This window comes from Flavobacterium sp., from assembly GCF_039916025.1.
Classification (GTDB): domain Bacteria; phylum Bacteroidota; class Bacteroidia; order Flavobacteriales; family Flavobacteriaceae; genus Flavobacterium.
Window position 1 is genome coordinate 22,221 of sequence record NZ_JBDSMB010000065.1, and the last position, 16,214, is coordinate 38,434.

Annotated in this window: 17 protein-coding genes; 15 read left to right on the top strand and 2 right to left on the bottom strand. The window is 35.8% G+C overall.

Translation table 11 applies throughout. The annotated features are described in order from the left end of the window. Positions 1-7 precede the first annotated feature (7 nt). Both pyrE and ABIQ27_RS03930 read left to right on the top strand, forming a co-directional pair. Entirely contained in the window at positions 8-649 is a 642-nt protein-coding gene (gene pyrE / locus ABIQ27_RS03925; protein WP_348032248.1) for an orotate phosphoribosyltransferase, read from the top strand. A gap of 105 nt (positions 650-754) precedes the next feature. Beyond that, complete coding sequence (locus ABIQ27_RS03930; RefSeq protein WP_348032249.1) at positions 755-1,147, top strand: SRPBCC family protein; 393 nt, start codon at positions 755-757, stop codon at positions 1,145-1,147. 54 nt (positions 1,148-1,201) lie between these two features. On the opposite strand, the gene ABIQ27_RS03935 is transcribed toward ABIQ27_RS03930, so the two are convergent. After that, positions 1,202-3,127: an LTA synthase family protein gene (locus ABIQ27_RS03935; protein WP_348032250.1), complete on the bottom strand. Its 1,926-nt coding sequence runs from the start codon at positions 3,125-3,127 to the stop codon at positions 1,202-1,204. 118 nt (positions 3,128-3,245) lie between these two features. On the opposite strand from ABIQ27_RS03935, the gene ABIQ27_RS03940 reads away from it, so the two are divergent. From ABIQ27_RS03940 to ABIQ27_RS03980, 9 genes are all read left to right on the top strand, one after another. Continuing rightward, positions 3,246-5,024 carry a long-chain fatty acid--CoA ligase gene (locus tag ABIQ27_RS03940; RefSeq protein WP_348032252.1) on the top strand — a complete coding sequence of 593 codons (1,779 nt, stop codon included), beginning with the start codon at positions 3,246-3,248 and terminating at the stop codon, positions 5,022-5,024. A gap of 18 nt (positions 5,025-5,042) precedes the next feature. Next, the gene (locus ABIQ27_RS03945) at positions 5,043-6,122 is read left to right on the top strand and encodes a proline iminopeptidase-family hydrolase (RefSeq protein WP_348032253.1); all 1,080 of its coding nucleotides are present in this window, start codon (positions 5,043-5,045) and stop codon (positions 6,120-6,122) included. A 206-nt stretch (positions 6,123-6,328) separates the two neighbouring features. Beyond that, positions 6,329-6,724, top strand: a complete 396-nt coding sequence (locus ABIQ27_RS03950) for a hypothetical protein (protein WP_348032255.1) — start codon at positions 6,329-6,331, stop codon at positions 6,722-6,724. Positions 6,725-6,944: 220 nt separating this feature from the next. Next, positions 6,945-7,139, top strand: coding sequence for a hypothetical protein (locus tag ABIQ27_RS03955; protein ID WP_348032257.1), 195 nt, complete (start codon positions 6,945-6,947; stop codon positions 7,137-7,139). A gap of 38 nt (positions 7,140-7,177) precedes the next feature. After that, positions 7,178-7,495 (top strand): hypothetical protein, encoded by a 318-nt coding sequence (locus ABIQ27_RS03960; RefSeq protein WP_348032258.1) that lies wholly within the window; start codon positions 7,178-7,180, stop codon positions 7,493-7,495. A 136-nt stretch (positions 7,496-7,631) separates the two neighbouring features. Further along, the gene (locus ABIQ27_RS03965; protein WP_348032260.1) at positions 7,632-8,390 is read left to right on the top strand and encodes an ABC transporter permease; all 759 of its coding nucleotides are present in this window, start codon (positions 7,632-7,634) and stop codon (positions 8,388-8,390) included. Between the two features lie 3 nt (positions 8,391-8,393). After that, positions 8,394-9,131, top strand: a complete 738-nt coding sequence (locus tag ABIQ27_RS03970) for an ATP-binding cassette domain-containing protein (protein WP_348032262.1) — start codon at positions 8,394-8,396, stop codon at positions 9,129-9,131. A gap of 17 nt (positions 9,132-9,148) precedes the next feature. Further along, entirely contained in the window at positions 9,149-9,895 is a 747-nt protein-coding gene (locus ABIQ27_RS03975; protein WP_348032264.1) for an MlaD family protein, read from the top strand. A 105-nt stretch (positions 9,896-10,000) separates the two neighbouring features. Further along, positions 10,001-10,762: a DUF4382 domain-containing protein gene (locus tag ABIQ27_RS03980; protein WP_348032266.1), complete on the top strand. Its 762-nt coding sequence runs from the start codon at positions 10,001-10,003 to the stop codon at positions 10,760-10,762. A gap of 164 nt (positions 10,763-10,926) precedes the next feature. On the opposite strand, the gene ABIQ27_RS03985 is transcribed toward ABIQ27_RS03980, so the two are convergent. Continuing rightward, positions 10,927-11,304: a hypothetical protein gene (locus ABIQ27_RS03985; RefSeq protein ID WP_348032267.1), complete on the bottom strand. Its 378-nt coding sequence runs from the start codon at positions 11,302-11,304 to the stop codon at positions 10,927-10,929. 284 nt (positions 11,305-11,588) lie between these two features. Here ABIQ27_RS03985 and ABIQ27_RS03990 point away from each other — a divergent pair, with 284 nt between their 5' ends. The 4 genes from ABIQ27_RS03990 (at position 11,589) to ABIQ27_RS04005 (ending at position 16,177) form a co-directional block, all read left to right on the top strand. After that, on the top strand, positions 11,589-12,020 hold the full coding sequence (locus ABIQ27_RS03990) for a MarR family transcriptional regulator (protein WP_348032269.1): 432 nt from the start codon (positions 11,589-11,591) through the stop codon (positions 12,018-12,020). A gap of 117 nt (positions 12,021-12,137) precedes the next feature. Further along, a complete protein-coding gene (locus tag ABIQ27_RS03995; protein ID WP_348032271.1) occupies positions 12,138-14,528 on the top strand; it encodes a 3-hydroxyacyl-CoA dehydrogenase/enoyl-CoA hydratase family protein in 2,391 nt (796 codons plus the stop codon). 98 nt (positions 14,529-14,626) lie between these two features. Then, on the top strand, positions 14,627-15,808 hold the full coding sequence (locus tag ABIQ27_RS04000; protein ID WP_348032273.1) for an acetyl-CoA C-acyltransferase: 1,182 nt from the start codon (positions 14,627-14,629) through the stop codon (positions 15,806-15,808). Positions 15,809-15,829: 21 nt separating this feature from the next. Next, on the top strand, positions 15,830-16,177 hold the full coding sequence (locus tag ABIQ27_RS04005) for a four helix bundle protein (RefSeq protein ID WP_348032275.1): 348 nt from the start codon (positions 15,830-15,832) through the stop codon (positions 16,175-16,177). The last annotated feature ends 37 nt before the right edge of the window (positions 16,178-16,214 follow it).

The following is a 16,214-nucleotide window of genomic DNA, read 5'->3' on the forward strand; positions in this document are numbered from 1 at the left end:
TGTACTTATGATTATTAATAAAGACACAGCCGAAAAAACAGCCGAATTGCTTTTACAAATAAATGCAATTAAATTGAATCCAAAAAATCCTTTTACGTGGGCATCGGGTTGGAATTCTCCAATTTACTGCGACAACCGACTCATACTGTCTTTCCCGGCGATAAGAAATTTTGTACGCGAAGAATTTTCTAAACGTATTGAGAAAGAATTTGGAAAACCCGACGTTATAGCAGGCGTTGCAACTGGAGCAATTGGCATCGGAATGCTCGTTGCCGAATACATGGGATTGCCTTTTGTATATGTTCGCCCGGAACCAAAAAAACATGGTAGACAAAACCAGGTGGAAGGCTTTTTGCAAAAAGGGCAAAACGTAGTTGTTGTCGAAGATTTAATCAGTACCGGAAACAGTAGTCTGATAGCTGTTGAAGCCCTGAAAGAAGCCGGAGCACATGTTAAAGGAATGGTAGCGATTTTTACTTATGGCTTTGATGTTGCTATAGAGAATTTCAAAAAAGCGAATGTTGATTTGCATACATTAGCCGATTACAATAATTTATTAGAATTGGCTGTTGCCAAAAATTACATTACTGAAAAAGAACTCAAAACATTGCAGGAATGGCGTGAAAGTCCATCGACATGGAGTGTGTAAAAAAAGAACATAGAATATAGAACAAAGAACATAGAAGAAAAAGTAAGTATTAATAACTTATCTATTTTCTATATTCTATTCTCTATTTTCTCTAAAACAAAAACTATGAATTTAGAAAGCCCGAAAGTTACCATAGAAAAATCAGCACAACACATCTTTGATTCATTGTCTGATGTAAAAAACTTTGAAAAACTAATGCCTGAGAATATTGCCAAATTTGAAGTTTTGGGTGATGATATTTTCAACTTTGGTTTAAAAGGAATGCCGGAAATCAAATTGAAGATGAAAGACAAAACTCCAAATTCCAAAGTGGTTTTAGCTGCTGCAAGCGATAAATTACCATTTACTTTAACAGCAAACATTGATTCAGTTTCTGATTCGTCAAGCGCAGTGCAATTGCATTTTGAAGGCGATTTCAATCCAATGATGGCAATGATGATAAAAGGGCCAATCTCAAAATTCATAGAGACGTTGGCGGAGAATATGCATAAGTTGTAAAATTCGTAATTCGTAATTATAAATAAAAAAGCTACTGAGAAGTAGCTTTTTTATTTATTTAACGGTCGTCAATCGCTTGTCAATAACGCGTTCCATATAATCCTGGACAAACGCTTTGCAGCGTAACTCAAGTGAATTCATTTCTGCGTTTCGTTGTGAAATTAGATTATGCTCCATTCCTTTATCATCTGCAGCATAAAACCCAATTGCTTTCTTCCCATCAAAAGTGCAGATATAATTGCCGCTCATAAACTGGTACATATTAGAACCATATTTTATCACAAATGGCGCTACTTTCTTTTCGCTAATTAAGCTTCTACCCCAACTTCTGAAAGGCTTTTGATACCCAATCATATCCAAAAGCGTTGGGAAAATATCGATTTGTTGTGCCCAGTCATTGTTAACACCAACATATTTTTCATCAGGAGAAAAGAACAGAATGGGCACTGTGTTTTTATTGAATTCCTTTTTGTATTCATCATAAGCAATTGTGTTTCCGTGATCTGCTACGAGAACAAAAATGGTGTTTTTGTACCAAGGTTCTTTTTTGGCTGCAGCGAAAAATTTCTTCAGCGCCATATCTGTGTAACCTATGCATTGATTGATATTGACTTTGCCTTTTGGAAATTTGCCTTCATACTTCTCCGGAACTTTATACGGCTCGTGAGATGAAACCGTGAATATCGTTCCCATAAAAGGTTGCTTTTTCTGTGACAACGTTTTATTGAAAAACTGGAAGAAAGGTTCATCCCAAATTCCCCAAACGCCATCAAAATCAGCATCGTTACTATACTCTGTTTTGCCATAATAATGGTCGTAACCCAATATATTTCCGAACCCTAAAAATCCCATCGAACCATTTGGCGCACCATGAAAAAACGAAGTGTCATAACCTTCACTTTTTAAAGTAGAAACCAGCGATTCTATTTTTTGCTTTGGATATGGTGAAGAAGTAAACGCATTCTGAAACGACGGAATTCCGGCAATAACAGACGACATTCCGTGAATCGATTTCCAGCCATTGGCATACGCATTGGTAAAAATTAAACTTTGCTGCGCCAACGAATCTACGAATGGTGTATAGCCTTCATAATCCGGAATTTTTGTTCCTTTATTAAAAGCACCGCTATATTCTCTGGCAAAGCTTTCTATAATAAAAATGACAATATTTGGTTTAGTTGGCGGATTGTTTTTGTATTGTTTTATCGGCATCAATAAACTATCAACCTGCGCTTTGGAAACAAGATTTACTTTCTTAAATGTATTGGTATTCCAGGTTCTGATTATCGCAAATGGTGTGTTCAAAACCACATCGGCCTGACCGGAACTTTTAGTATAACGGCTGGCATCTAAAATATTAATTGGCCGTGTACTTTTCTTAAAATCACCTCGAATTCCTCCAATGCAAAGAGTTGTAATCAACAGGAAACTTACCACCGAAAAGAAGAAATATTTAATGCTCGGTCTTTCTGTATTATCAACTATTTTAATCTTTTTATAAATCCAAATCCAAAGTAATGCCAACACAAAAAACAGCAAAAACACGTGCCAATAGTTTTTCAAAAAATCAAAAAACAAAAGCGCTTTATTGCTCTCATTTTCAAGTGTATCAAGCGAGGCTCTTGTACTTCTGCTAAAAGTATATCGATAATAAATAAAGTCAATGAAATTAGCTGAGTAAGCCAAGAAATTGGTAACAAAATAGATGTAGAATAATACCTTTTGATATGCCTTTTTTGTATTGACAACTGCAGGAAAAATGGAAACTAAAATGAATAAGCTGTTTACATACAAGATGGTTGTGGTGTCGAAAACCAATCCGTGATAAGACAATTTCAGAAAATCAATGAGGCCGTCAACTTTAATCAAAGAACTGTTATAAACATAAAATAAAACTCGGGCTATGGAGTAAAAAACGTAAGCTAATAAAATTCTAAAAACGAGTATTTTGTATTCGTCAAAACGCGGGTATCTTTTCATAAATAGTAAAAAAAGGAACAGAGCAAAACTACATATTTCAGTGGTAAATGCTGCATATTTTAAATTAATATTGTGCATCACGCTACTTTTATTTAATTTGCACTAAAATATCAGCATAATGACTCAAATCTCAAGACTTTTTGACTTCCCATACCATCAGCTTGAAAAGTATAATCTTCAGGACGCATTAGTTACAAAACAAAACGGACAATGGATTAAAACTTCAACAAAGGAATATCTTGAAAAAGCCAACACGATTTCGAGAGCATTATTGGGAATGGGAATTCAGAAAAATGACAAGATTGCCATCATTTCTTCCAACAACAGAACCGAGTGGCATATCATGGATATTGGCGTTTTGCAGACCGGTGCGCAGACAGTGCCAATCTATCCAACCATTTCAGAAATCGATTATGAATATATTTTAAATCATTCTGAAGCGATGTATTGCATCGTATCTGACGAAGAAGTTTTGGGGAAAGTGAATCAGATTAAAGCCAATGTTCCAAAACTTAAAGAAGTGTATTCATTCAATGAAATTCCAGGTTGTAAAAACTGGTCTGAATTACTGGAATTGGGAAAAGACGAAAGCAATCAGAATGAAGTTGAAGAACGAAAAAATAACGTTAAGCCACTTGAATTAGCAACGATAATTTATACTTCGGGAACAACCGGAAGACCAAAAGGCGTAATGCTTTCGCACAACAATATTGTTTCAAATGTTTTGGACAGTGCCGACAGAATTCCGTTTAATCCAGGTGAGAGTCGTGCGTTGAGCTTCCTTCCTATTTGCCATATTTATGAACGGATGGTAACTTATATATATCAGTTTTATGGTTGTTCGATTTACTTTGGAGAATCCATTGAAAAGATTTCAGATAATATAAAAGAAGTCAATCCAACCGTAATGACGGGCGTTCCAAGGCTTATTGAAAAAGTTTACGAAAAGATTATTGCCAAAGGTTCTGAACTTACCGGAATAAAAAAGAAGTTGTTTTTCTGGGCGATTGATATCGGATTGAAATATGAGCCTTATGGAGCCAATGGTTTTTGGTATGAATTACAGTTAAAAGTTGCCCAAAAACTTATTTTCAGCAAATGGAAAGCTGGTTTGGGCGGAAGATTAGATTTGATTGTAAACGGAAGTGCAGCATTACAGCCACGCTTAGCTCGAATATTTGCGGCTGCAGAAATCTATGTTATGGAAGGTTATGGTTTATCTGAAACTTCACCTGTAATATCTGTAAACGACATGCGAAACAGAGGTTTCAGAATTGGAACTGCCGGAAGAATTATCAATAATGTAGAAGTTAAAATCGCTGCCGATGGTGAAATACTTTGTAAAGGTCCAAATGTGATGATGGGTTATTACAAAGACGAAGCGCTGACCAAAGAAGCAATCGTTGACGGTTATTTTCATACAGGCGATATTGGTGAAATTGATGCCGATGGTTTCCTCAAAATTACCGACCGGAAAAAAGAAATGTTCAAAACATCAGGCGGAAAATACATTGCGCCACAGTTATTGGAAAATGCTATGAAGCAATCTCGTTTTATTGAGCAGATTATGGTTATTGGCGACGGACAGAAAATGCCTGCTGCCTTCATTCAGCCCAATTTCGAATTTGTAAAAGAATGGGCAAAGTTGCATAAAATAAATATTGGAACAACCAACGAAGAAATTATACAAAATCCTGAAGTCATCAAACGCATCCTCCAGGAAGTTGACACGGTGAATGAGAAATTCGGTAACTGGGAAAAAATCAAAAAGTTTGAATTAACTCCGGATTTGTGGACAGTTCCAGCCGGACATTTAACGCCGACAATGAAACTAAAACGCAAAATTGTAATGGAAAAATACATTAATCTGTTTCACAAAATTTACGATTCCAACTAACCTTTAACTCTTTAAACTATGAAAATAAAACAAATTCTAATCACATTGATAACGGTAACTTTATTTTCTGGCTGCAAAGAAAATAAATCGGAAACTACTAAAGCACAAAATTCTACAAGTGACAGCATAAAAGCCAACTATTTGGATTACTCTAAAAGTGATGATCAGGCAACTGGCGGCATCAAAATGATTCCGATCAAAACTCCAAAAGGCACTTTTAATGTCTGGACAAAACGGGTCGGAAACAATCCTACTATAAAAGTCCTTTTATTGCATGGTGGCCCTGGCGGAACTCATGAGTTTTTTGAGAGCTATGACGGTTATTTCCCAAATGAAAGTATTGAGTACATTTACTATGACCAGCTGGGTTCTTATTATAGTGACCAGCCAAGTGATAAAAGCTTGTGGACTATTGACCGTTTTGTTGAAGAAGTGGAACAAGTCCGCATAGCTTTAAAATTGGACAATTCTAATTTCTATTTATTAGGTCAGTCCTGGGGCGGCATATTGGCTATGGAATATGCTTTGAAATATCAAAAAAATTTAAAAGGATTGGTCATTTCAAATATGATGGCGAGTGCGCCAGCGTATAACAAATATGCTGAAGATGTTCTTGGTCCGAAACTTCCAAAAGAAGTTTTTAATCAAATAAAGGAATTTGAAAAAAACAAAGACTATCAGAATCCAAAATATGCTGAATTGCTATTCAAATATTATTATACGGAACATATACTTAGAATGCCAATCGATAAATGGCCTGAGTCAATCAACAGAGCCTTCAAGCATTTGAATCCTGAGGTGTATATTTATATGCAAGGGCCAAGTGAATTCGGAATTACGGGCGATGCCACTTTAAAAAACTGGGATATCACTTCAAAGTTAAAAACACTTACGATTCCGACACTCGTAATTGGCTCACAATATGACACTATGGATCCAAAACATATGGAATGGATTTCCAAAGAAGTCCAAAACGGACGGTTTTTATATTGTCCAAACGGAAGTCATTGTTCTCAATTTGATGATCAGGAACATTATTTTCCTGGTGTAATTAAGTTTTTAAGAGATGTTGAGGCCGGTAATTTTAAAAAGTCTTAACCATCAATAATCCCATTCAGAGTAAAGCTTCTTAAAAAATTAAGAAGCTTTTTTTACATCAAATCCATAACGATAATTCATAATGTTTTGTCATTTAGGTTATTAACATTATTGATTTTTAAATAGTTAATAATTAATTATGTTAATTTTTAACAATAGTTCAATTATCAATACTTTTATTCTACTAACCATTTAATTTTTTAATTATGAATGTAAAAAACTTTTTAATCGGTGGAATTGTTGGAGGAATTGTTGACTTCTTATTAGGATGGCTTGTTTATGGCATGCTATTGAAAAACATGATGCCTCCACCAGAAGGTTCTGGACCAGAAAATATGTTGTACATTTTCCTAGGCTGCATGTCTTTTGGTTTTTTAATTTCCTGGGTATTTGCACAAGGAGAAGGAATTTCTAACGTTACTGCCGGAATTAAAATGGCAATCGGTATATCGATATTTATGTCGCTATGCACTCATTTCTTCCAAAACATGTATAGTGACAGTGTAGATGTTAAGATGGTTGCTATTGATATTGTAGCAGGATTGGTTTTGGCTACTGGTGTCGGAGCTGTCGTTGCAATGGTCAATGGCAAGATGAAATAAAGTATTACAATTTTCATAGTGAAAAGCGCCTGGGGATTCGTTTCTGGGCGCTTTTGTTATTTAGCATAACTTCCTTAGCGCCAATAATGTGAATTATGCAATTTTAAAGAATTATTTTGTAAGGCATATAACAAAACAAAGAACCAACTTTGTTCAACCAATAAATGGAAAAACAAAACAAATCCTAAAAGTTGGCTTATCAACCTAAAAAATAAAAATTATGAATTTAAAAAGAATCTTCGGAGCTGTACTAACCGTTTTAGGAATTGCCAGTTTAATATATGCTGCGCAAATGTTCCTTAGCGGAAACGATGGAAATAGACAAATCAGAGAGCTTATAGTATTTACTGTTCTCGGGTTAATTTTTTTCGTGACCGGAATCAGTTTGGTCCGAACTACAAAAGACGAAGCATAAATGAAATAAATATACACTAACATTTAAAATTAATAATTATGAAAACAATCACAAAACTCAGAATGTTGATGATTATCTTATCATTAGCCATAACTGCTCCAGCGTTTGCTACAATTGACCCGGCAACGGAAGCAGCCGTTAATAATGCAACGACTGATAAAGCTAAAACCGAAATTTTCGAAAACAGGATTAAAGAAATCAGAGATATGGATAGAACTGATATGACCCGTGCTGAAAGAAAAGAACTTAGAAAAGAAGTTAAAGAAATAAAAACTTCGATGAAAGCTCTTAGTGGTGGTGTTTATATTTCAGTAGGAGCCATTATCATCATTTTGTTATTGATTTTAATATTATAATCTAAAGAAAGTATTTATACTTACTCTTTTACGTCCTATACCCTAAATTCTCTGGAATTTCTTTCAGGGAATTTTAGTTAACTCTAGTTTCATCAACAGAAATTTCTATTCACTCTTATTATTAAGCTATTGATATATGATTACTGCTATAAAGAATATGTTTACCAATACTGGAGATATTTCCTTATTTACCGCAAGGTTTTTTAAAGAAGCATTTCTACCTCCGTTTCAAATCAATGAATTTTTCAGACAATGTTATACTGTTGGCTGTAAATCATTGCCTTTGGTGTCATTAACTGGCTTTATTATGGGTGTAGTGCTCACGATACAATCCCGCCCAACAATGGTGAAGTTTGGTGCAGAAACCTGGCTGCCAAGTATGGTGTCACTTTCACTTATCAGAGAAATTGCACCGGTAATAACCGCTTTAATATGTGCCGGAAAAATAGCATCGAGCATGGGAGCCGAGTTAGGTTCGATGAAAGTAACTGAACAGATAGATGCTATGGAAGTATCAGCTATAAATCCATTTAAATATTTGGTGGTTACCCGTGTTTTAGCCACTACTTTAATGATTCCGCTTTTAGTTCTTTATGCTGATTTCATTGGTATTGCTGGAGGTTATATCGGATATAACATTCATGGTTCTATGAGTTTACAACGTTATCTTGCTGGTGTTTTTGATCATTTGGAATTTATGGATATTGTTCCGGCAACCATTAAAACTTTTTTCTTTGGATTCTTTATCGGGATGATAGGTTGTTATAAAGGCTTTACCGCTTCCAATGGAACTGCCAGTGTGGGAGTAGCGGCAAATTCAGCCGTTGTAACTGCTTCGCTATCCATTTTTATCATTGACATGTTGGCTGTTCAATTAACCGATTTATTTCTTTAACCCATGGAAAAAAATACGCCAGCAATAGAAATCAAAAATCTTCATAAAACTTTTGGAGATAAAACTGTACTTGATGGGATTGATGTTACAGTAAATAAAGGCGAAGATGTTGTCATTCTGGGGCGTTCGGGTGCCGGAAAATCAGTAACCATTAAATGCATAGTTGGATTAGTGAAGCCAGATAAAGGTGCAGTAAAAGTTTTCGGGACAGATGTAACCAAATTAAACGCCAAAGAACTTAACGAAATCAGAACCCGAATTGGATTTATGTTTCAAAATGGTGCTCTTTATGATTCTATGTCGGTCAGACAAAATCTCGCGTTTACTTTAAAACATCATAATAAGAATATTAGTAAAGAAGAAACTGAAGAAAAAATAACCGAAGCGCTTGACAATGTAGGGTTACTGGAGGCCATAGACAAAATGCCTTCAGAACTTTCAGGAGGTATGCAAAAACGAATTGGGATGGCGCGGACATTAATCGTTAAACCCGAAATAATTTTGTATGACGAACCTACTTCGGGACTTGATACCATAACATCGCGCGAAATAAGCGAATTAATGGTGGCCATACAAAAAAAGAATAAAACAGCGTCTATAATTATTACTCATGACTTGGCTTGCGCCAAATTAACCGCTGATAGAATTATAGTTTTACAAGACGGAGTTATAGCCGAAGAAGGTACCTATGCACAACTCGAAAAAAGCAAAAATCCTTCAGTACAAGCATTTTTTAAATAATTAAAAAAACAAAAACCATGGTAAAAAATACAGGAAATATATGGAAATTAGGGGCGTTTGTAATCTTAGGAATCTTACTCTTTATGGTAGCTGTTTATCTGATTGGGCAAAACAAAAATTTGTTTACTGAAACCTTTCAGGTAAAAGCCACTTTCAGCAATGTGAGCGGACTGACACCAGGGAATAATGTCCGGTTTGGAGGTATCAACATTGGAACAGTAAAGACCATTGAGTTTGTATCTGATAGTTCCGTGGTAGTAACAGCGGTAATTAAGGAAGAGGTACACAAATACATTAAAAGTGATGCGATGGCAAGTATTGGCTCAGACGGCTTAATGGGAGATAAAGTATTAACCATTTCGCCCGGAACAAATTCAAAACAAATGGTAAAAAACGACGGATTTATTGCATCTAACAAAGCAGTAGAACTGGAAGATATTATGGGAAGCCTCAAAGTAAGTGTAGACAATGCCCAATACATTACTTATGAGTTGGCTGAGTTCACCGCAAAAATGAATAACAAAAATACGTTACTGTCAAGACTGGTAAGCGATGAAAAATTAGGAGAATCAGTAGAAAAAAGTCTCAATAATCTTCAGGGTGCTACCAAAGGTTTGAACGAAAATATGGAAGCAGCCAAACATAATTTCCTTTTGCGCGGTTATTTCAAGAAAAAGGAAAAAGCCGAAGAAAAAAAGAAAAAAGAATTAGAAGAACAAAAGAAAGAAGCGCTGAAAAAAGCTGAAGATGAAAAGAAAAAATAACAGAATGAAATTCTGAAACATTCTTCAAATATTCTGTAACGCTATAAGCCGTGCGATTTAGCAACTTTGTAATATAATTTTTTAATAACCTATAAATATTGCTAAATGAAAAAATTAATTTTAATGCTGAGCATTGTGGCTGGAGTTTCAATGTTCTCTTCTTGTAGTAATGATAATTCCACAGGTAGTGGAGATTATGCATACAAAGTTCGTATGACCGATGCCCCTGGTCCTTATGATTCAGTGAATATCGATTTACAAGGGGTAGAAGTTACCGGAAACAACGGTGAAACTGTAATGCTTAATACTACTGAAGGCATGTACAACTTACTGGATTACTCAAATGGTACCAGTGTGTTAATTGCAAACAGCAATCTCGTAGATGCTGATGTACAACAAATCAGATTGATATTGGGATCTAACAGTACAGTTGTTGTTGATGGGGTAACCTATCCTTTAAGCACACCTAGTGCTGAACAAAGCGGATTGAAAATAAACGTAAATCAAACACTAAGTGCAGATGTTGATAACGAAATCCTGCTCGATTTTGATGCAGGTGCTTCAATTATTCAAACCGGTAATGGAACCTATAAATTAAAACCAGTTTTACGAACAGTTGTTGCAACATCTGGTACTATTAGAGGTTCTATAACACCAATAGGTAATGCGATGGTAACGGCAACCTCAGCTACATCTGTAGAATATACAAGTAGTACAAACGATGCCGGTCAATTCCAGATTTCAGGATTACCAGCTGGTACTTACACGCTTACCATAACTCCTGAATTACCTTTACTTCCTATCATCCAAACAGATGTAGTAGTAACGACGGGAGTTGTAACCAATGTAGGTATTATAACATTCTAGAAACAACAAACTAATTATAAACGTGAAAAAGCGCTTCAGGGATGGAGGGCTTTTTTTTATGCAAAATAGTTTCCGTTGATTGCTTTCAACTCCTTGTTATTTGATCAATAAAAAAAAGGCCGTAAACTATTGTTTACGACCTTTTTAATTTTTAATCTAAAAGTCTAATTGAAATGCTTTGCAATAAAAACAGCAAAGTTTTCATCGCTCATTTTATTGGAAGTACTTTCACTGGATACCGCGTTTTTATACTGTGGTGTTTCAGCCAGAAATTTCATAAACTGTTCCTGGCTTTGTCCAGTTCCGGTTATGTGTATTTCATCAATATTGGGCATTTTACTAGCAATTTCTTTAAAGAACTTATGAGTTAACCCAATCTCCTGATTATTTGTTGTTTTTTCATTTGAATGATGATCTGGGCCTGCATTAGATACATGGCCAAGAATAATAAATTCTCCTTCATTAACATTCTCTTTTCCTACGATTATTGCGTTGTGTGAATCCATCCAAACACCGAACTGTTTTTTGTTTTTATCTGACATTTTTTTATTTTTCTTAAAGGTAAGCCTTTTGAAAAGTAAATACTGTTTTTTGTGTTAACATTGTGACGCTTCATAAAAAAGTACAGAAAGAACAAGAAGAAAATCGAATAAAGCATCATCATCAGTTATATAATTTACGAATGGATATATTATAAACCCTATGTGGAATTATATAAACCTACTTCTCCACCAAAAAAGGTAACCCATCATAAATAAAAATTTAACATAAATACTATGCGTGCATAATAAAAATTTTGTATCTTTGAACTTCTTATAGTAAAGATATGAAAGATAAAACTATAGATTATATACTCCGCGCTACCTGGCAGGCAGTGTCCAGAATGTACAACGAAGAAGCGTCCAAATTTGAAGGTTCAATGGCAATTGGTTTTGCATTGTTAAGCATCGATCGTGAAGAAGGAACGCCTTCAACAGCCATAAGCATGAGAATGGGAATGGAACCTACAAGTCTCACACGAACATTAAAAACTCTGGAAGAAAAAGGGTTAATATACCGCAAAAAGAATCCCGATGATGGTCGTGGCGTCCTAATATACCTCACCGATTTGGGTAAACAAATGAGGGAACAGTCTAAAATTACCGTTTTGAAATTCAACGAAATTGTAAGGCAAAATATCTCCGATGAAAAGTTACAACACTTTATCGAGGTTTCCGAGATTATTAATGAATTGATTACGGAGAAGAAGATTTTTTAAAGGCTATTTTAAATTTTTAATTATAAATTTTAAATGATTTTATAATTAAAATAGAAAGACTTACTAACAACACACGACTAATTTAAAATTCAAAATTTATAATTTAAAATAATTTAAATGAAGAGGATAATTAAAAAAGTGGCAGTAGTTGGCTCAGGAATTATGGGCTCAGGAATTGCTTGTCATTTTGCTAACATTGGCTTGGAAGTTTTGCTTTTGGATATCGTTCCAAATGAACTTACTGAAATTGAAACCAAAAAAGAATTGACATTAGAAAGTAAAGCCGTTCGCAACCGATTGGTAAACGACCATTTAGCCAATGCTTTAAAATCTAACCCATCTCCTATTTACAGCCAGAAGTTTGCCTCCAGAATCACAACTGGAAACACAACCGATGATATGGCTAAGATTACCAACTACGATTGGATTATCGAAGTCGTGGTGGAACGCTTAGATATCAAGAAATTGGTTTTCGAACAAATTGACAAATTCAGAAAACCGGGAACTTTAGTCACTTCAAATACTTCCGGGATTCCAATTCATTTTATGAGCGAAGGACGAAGTGAAGATTTCCAGAAGCATTTCTGCGGAACCCATTTCTTTAATCCAGCACGTTATTTAAAATTATTCGAAATCATTCCAGGGCCACAAACTTCCCAGGAAGTTTTGGATTTCCTGTTTGATTATGGTTCAAAATATTTAGGCAAAACTTCGGTCATTGCCAAAGACACTCCGGCTTTTATCGGAAACAGAATCGGAATTTTCGGAATCCAGAGTTTATTCCATTTGGTAAAAGAAATGGGACTAACAATCGAGGAAGTTGATAAGTTAACCGGACCAGTTATTGGCCGTCCAAAATCGGCTACGTTCAGAACCGTTGATGTTGTTGGTCTGGATACTTTAGTTCATGTAGCCAATGGTTTATATGAAGGTGTGCCAAATGACGAAGCGCATGACTTATTTAAACTTCCGGATTTCATCAATAAAATGTTGGAAAACAAATGGCTGGGAAGCAAAACGGGACAAGGTTTCTACAAAAAAGTAGACAAAGACATCTTGTCTTTAGATTTGGATACGATGGAATATCGTCCGGCAAAGAAAGCTTCTTTCGCTACTTTGGAATTGACAAAAACCATTGATAAACCTATTGACCGATTCAGGGTTTTAGTAAAAGGAAAAGACAAAGCGGGTGATTTCTACAGAAAAAATTTCTCTGCGATGTTTGCTTATGTTTCGAATCGTGTTCCCGAAATCACAGATGATTTCTATAAAATCGACGATGCGATGAAAGCTGGTTTTGGATGGGAAAACGGACCATTTGAAATTTGGGATGCCATTGGAGTTCAGAAAGGTATCGAATTGATGGAAGCAGAAGGTTTAAAACCGGCAGCATGGGTTCGTGAAATGATAGCTTCAGATACAACCAGTTTCTATAGTATAAAAGAAGGAAATACCTATTATTATAATATTCCAACAAAATCACAAGTTAAAGTTCCGGGACAAGACAGTTTCATCATCCTGAACAACATCCGCGAAAGCAAAAAAGTTTGGAGCAACAGTGGTGTCATCATTGAAGATTTGGGTGACGGAATCTTAAACTTAGAATTCCAATCCAAAATGAACACGATTGGTGGTGATGTTTTAGTCGGAATCAATAAAGCAATCGACCTTGCCGAAAAAGAATACAACGGACTGGTAATCGGAAATCAGGGAGCGAATTTCTCTGTCGGTGCCAATATCGGAATGATATTTATGATGGCAGTCGAACAGGAATATGAAGAACTGAATATGGCAATCAAAATGTTTCAGGATACAATGATGCGCGTTCGTTATTCATCAATTCCTGTTATTGTTGCGCCTCACGGAATGACATTAGGTGGTGGTTGTGAAATGACACTTCACGCAGATAAAGTTGTGGCTGCAGCCGAAAGTTATATTGGTTTAGTTGAGTTTGGTGTCGGAGTAATTCCGGGCGGCGGTGGTTCTAAAGAAATGGCATTACGTGCTTCTGATTTGTTCCGTAAAAATGATGTGGAATTAAATGTACTGCAGGAATATTTCTTAGCTGTAGCAATGGCAAAAGTATCAACATCTGCTTATGAAGCTTTCGATACCGGAATTCTGCAAAAAGGGAAAGATATCATTGTAGTAAATAAAGACAGGCAAATCGCGGAAGCAAAAAAACATGCCTTATTAATGGCAGAAGTCGGATACACACAACCAATCAAAAGAACTGATGTAAAAGTCTTGGGAAAACAGGCATTGGGAATGTTCTTAGTCGGAACCGACCAAATGGTAGCGGGAAAATACATTTCGGAACACGACCAAAAAATAGCCAACAAACTGGCATACGTAATGGCTGGCGGCGATTTATCAGAACCAACATTCGTATCAGAACAATACTTGTTAGATCTTGAAAGAGAAGCGTTCCTTTCATTATGTACTGAAAGAAAAACGTTAGAAAGAATACAGTTTATGTTAACTAAAGGGAAACCGCTTAGAAATTAGAAATTAGAAAATAGAACATAGAAAAAAGAATATAGACTCGCAACTGCAAAAAGTCTATTCTCTATATTCTATTTTCTATACTCTTAAAAAATAAAAAGATGAAAACAGCATATATAGTAAAAGCATACAGAACAGCCGTCGGAAAAGCACCAAAAGGAGTTTTTCGTTTCAAACGTCCCGACGAATTGGCTGCAGAAACCATACAGTTCATGATGAGTGAATTGCCTGATTTCGATAAAACCCGAATCGACGATGTGATGGTTGGAAATGCTATGCCCGAAGCCGAACAAGGTTTAAACGTTGCGCGTTTGATTTCGCTAATGGGATTAAAAGTTACCGATGTTCCTGGTGTAACTGTAAATAGATATTGCGCCTCCGGATTGGAAACTATTGCAATGGCAACTGCAAAAATCCAAAACGGAATGGCAGATTGCATTATCGCTGGTGGTGCCGAAAGCATGTCTTTCATTCCGATGGGCGGTTACAAACCAACTCCTGATTACGCCGTCGCGGCCGAAGGTCACGAAGATTACTATTGGGGAATGGGTTTAACTGCAGAAGCGGTCGCCAAACAGTTCAACGTTTCCCGCGAAGATCAGGATGCATTTGCATTGAATTCGCATCTAAAAGCAATTAAAGCTCAGGCTGAAGGTAAATTTGACAAACAGATTGTCCCGATTACGATTGAGCAAATTTTTGTCAATGAAAATGGTAAAAAAGAAACCAAATCATATACCGTAACCAAAGATGAAGGTCCAAGAGCTGATACTAACGCTGCGGCTTTAGCAAAACTAAAACCAGTTTTCGCCGCCGATGGCAGTGTAACTGCTGGGAGCTCTTCACAAATGAGCGATGGTGCTGCTTTTGTTTTAGTCATGAGTGAAGACATGGTCAAAGAATTAAACCTCACTCCTATTGCCCGCATGGTCAGCTATGCTGCAGCAGGTGTGGAACCAAGAATCATGGGAATTGGTCCGGTAAAAGCAATTCCGAAAGCGTTGGCTCAGGCTGGTTTAAAACTGAATGATATCAACTTAATTGAGCTAAACGAAGCTTTTGCTTCTCAGGCTTTAGCCGTTACAAGAGAATTGGGATTGAATCCGGATATCGTTAATGTTAATGGTGGCGCAATTGCACTCGGACATCCATTAGGCTGCACCGGAGCAAAACTATCCGTACAGTTATTTGACGAAATGAAACGCCGTGGCGATAAATATGGGATTGTTTCAATGTGCGTCGGAACAGGACAAGGTGCGGCGGGAATCTATGAGTTATTATAAATTTTGAATTATAAATTATAAATGAAAGACAATCTGATAGCAATAAAAACATTTGATTTTTCTTTGATGATAATCGGATTGTTCATTCAATTAAAAAAGGAAAACGAGTTTATTGTATCTAAACAATTACTAAGATGTGGGACAAGTATCGGTGCGAATGTAGAAGAAGCCATTGCTGCACAATCAAAAAAAGATTTTATAAATAAACTTTCAATAGCTAATAAAGAAGCGAGAGAAACTAAATACTGGTTAAGATTATTGGATAAATCTGAATTGACAAAAATTGGATTAGAGAATTATCTAATAGAAATAGAACACATAATAAACATCATTACCAAGATTATTAAAACATCACAAGAATCAAAATAATTTAAAAATTATAATTCAAAATTTAAAATAACAATAC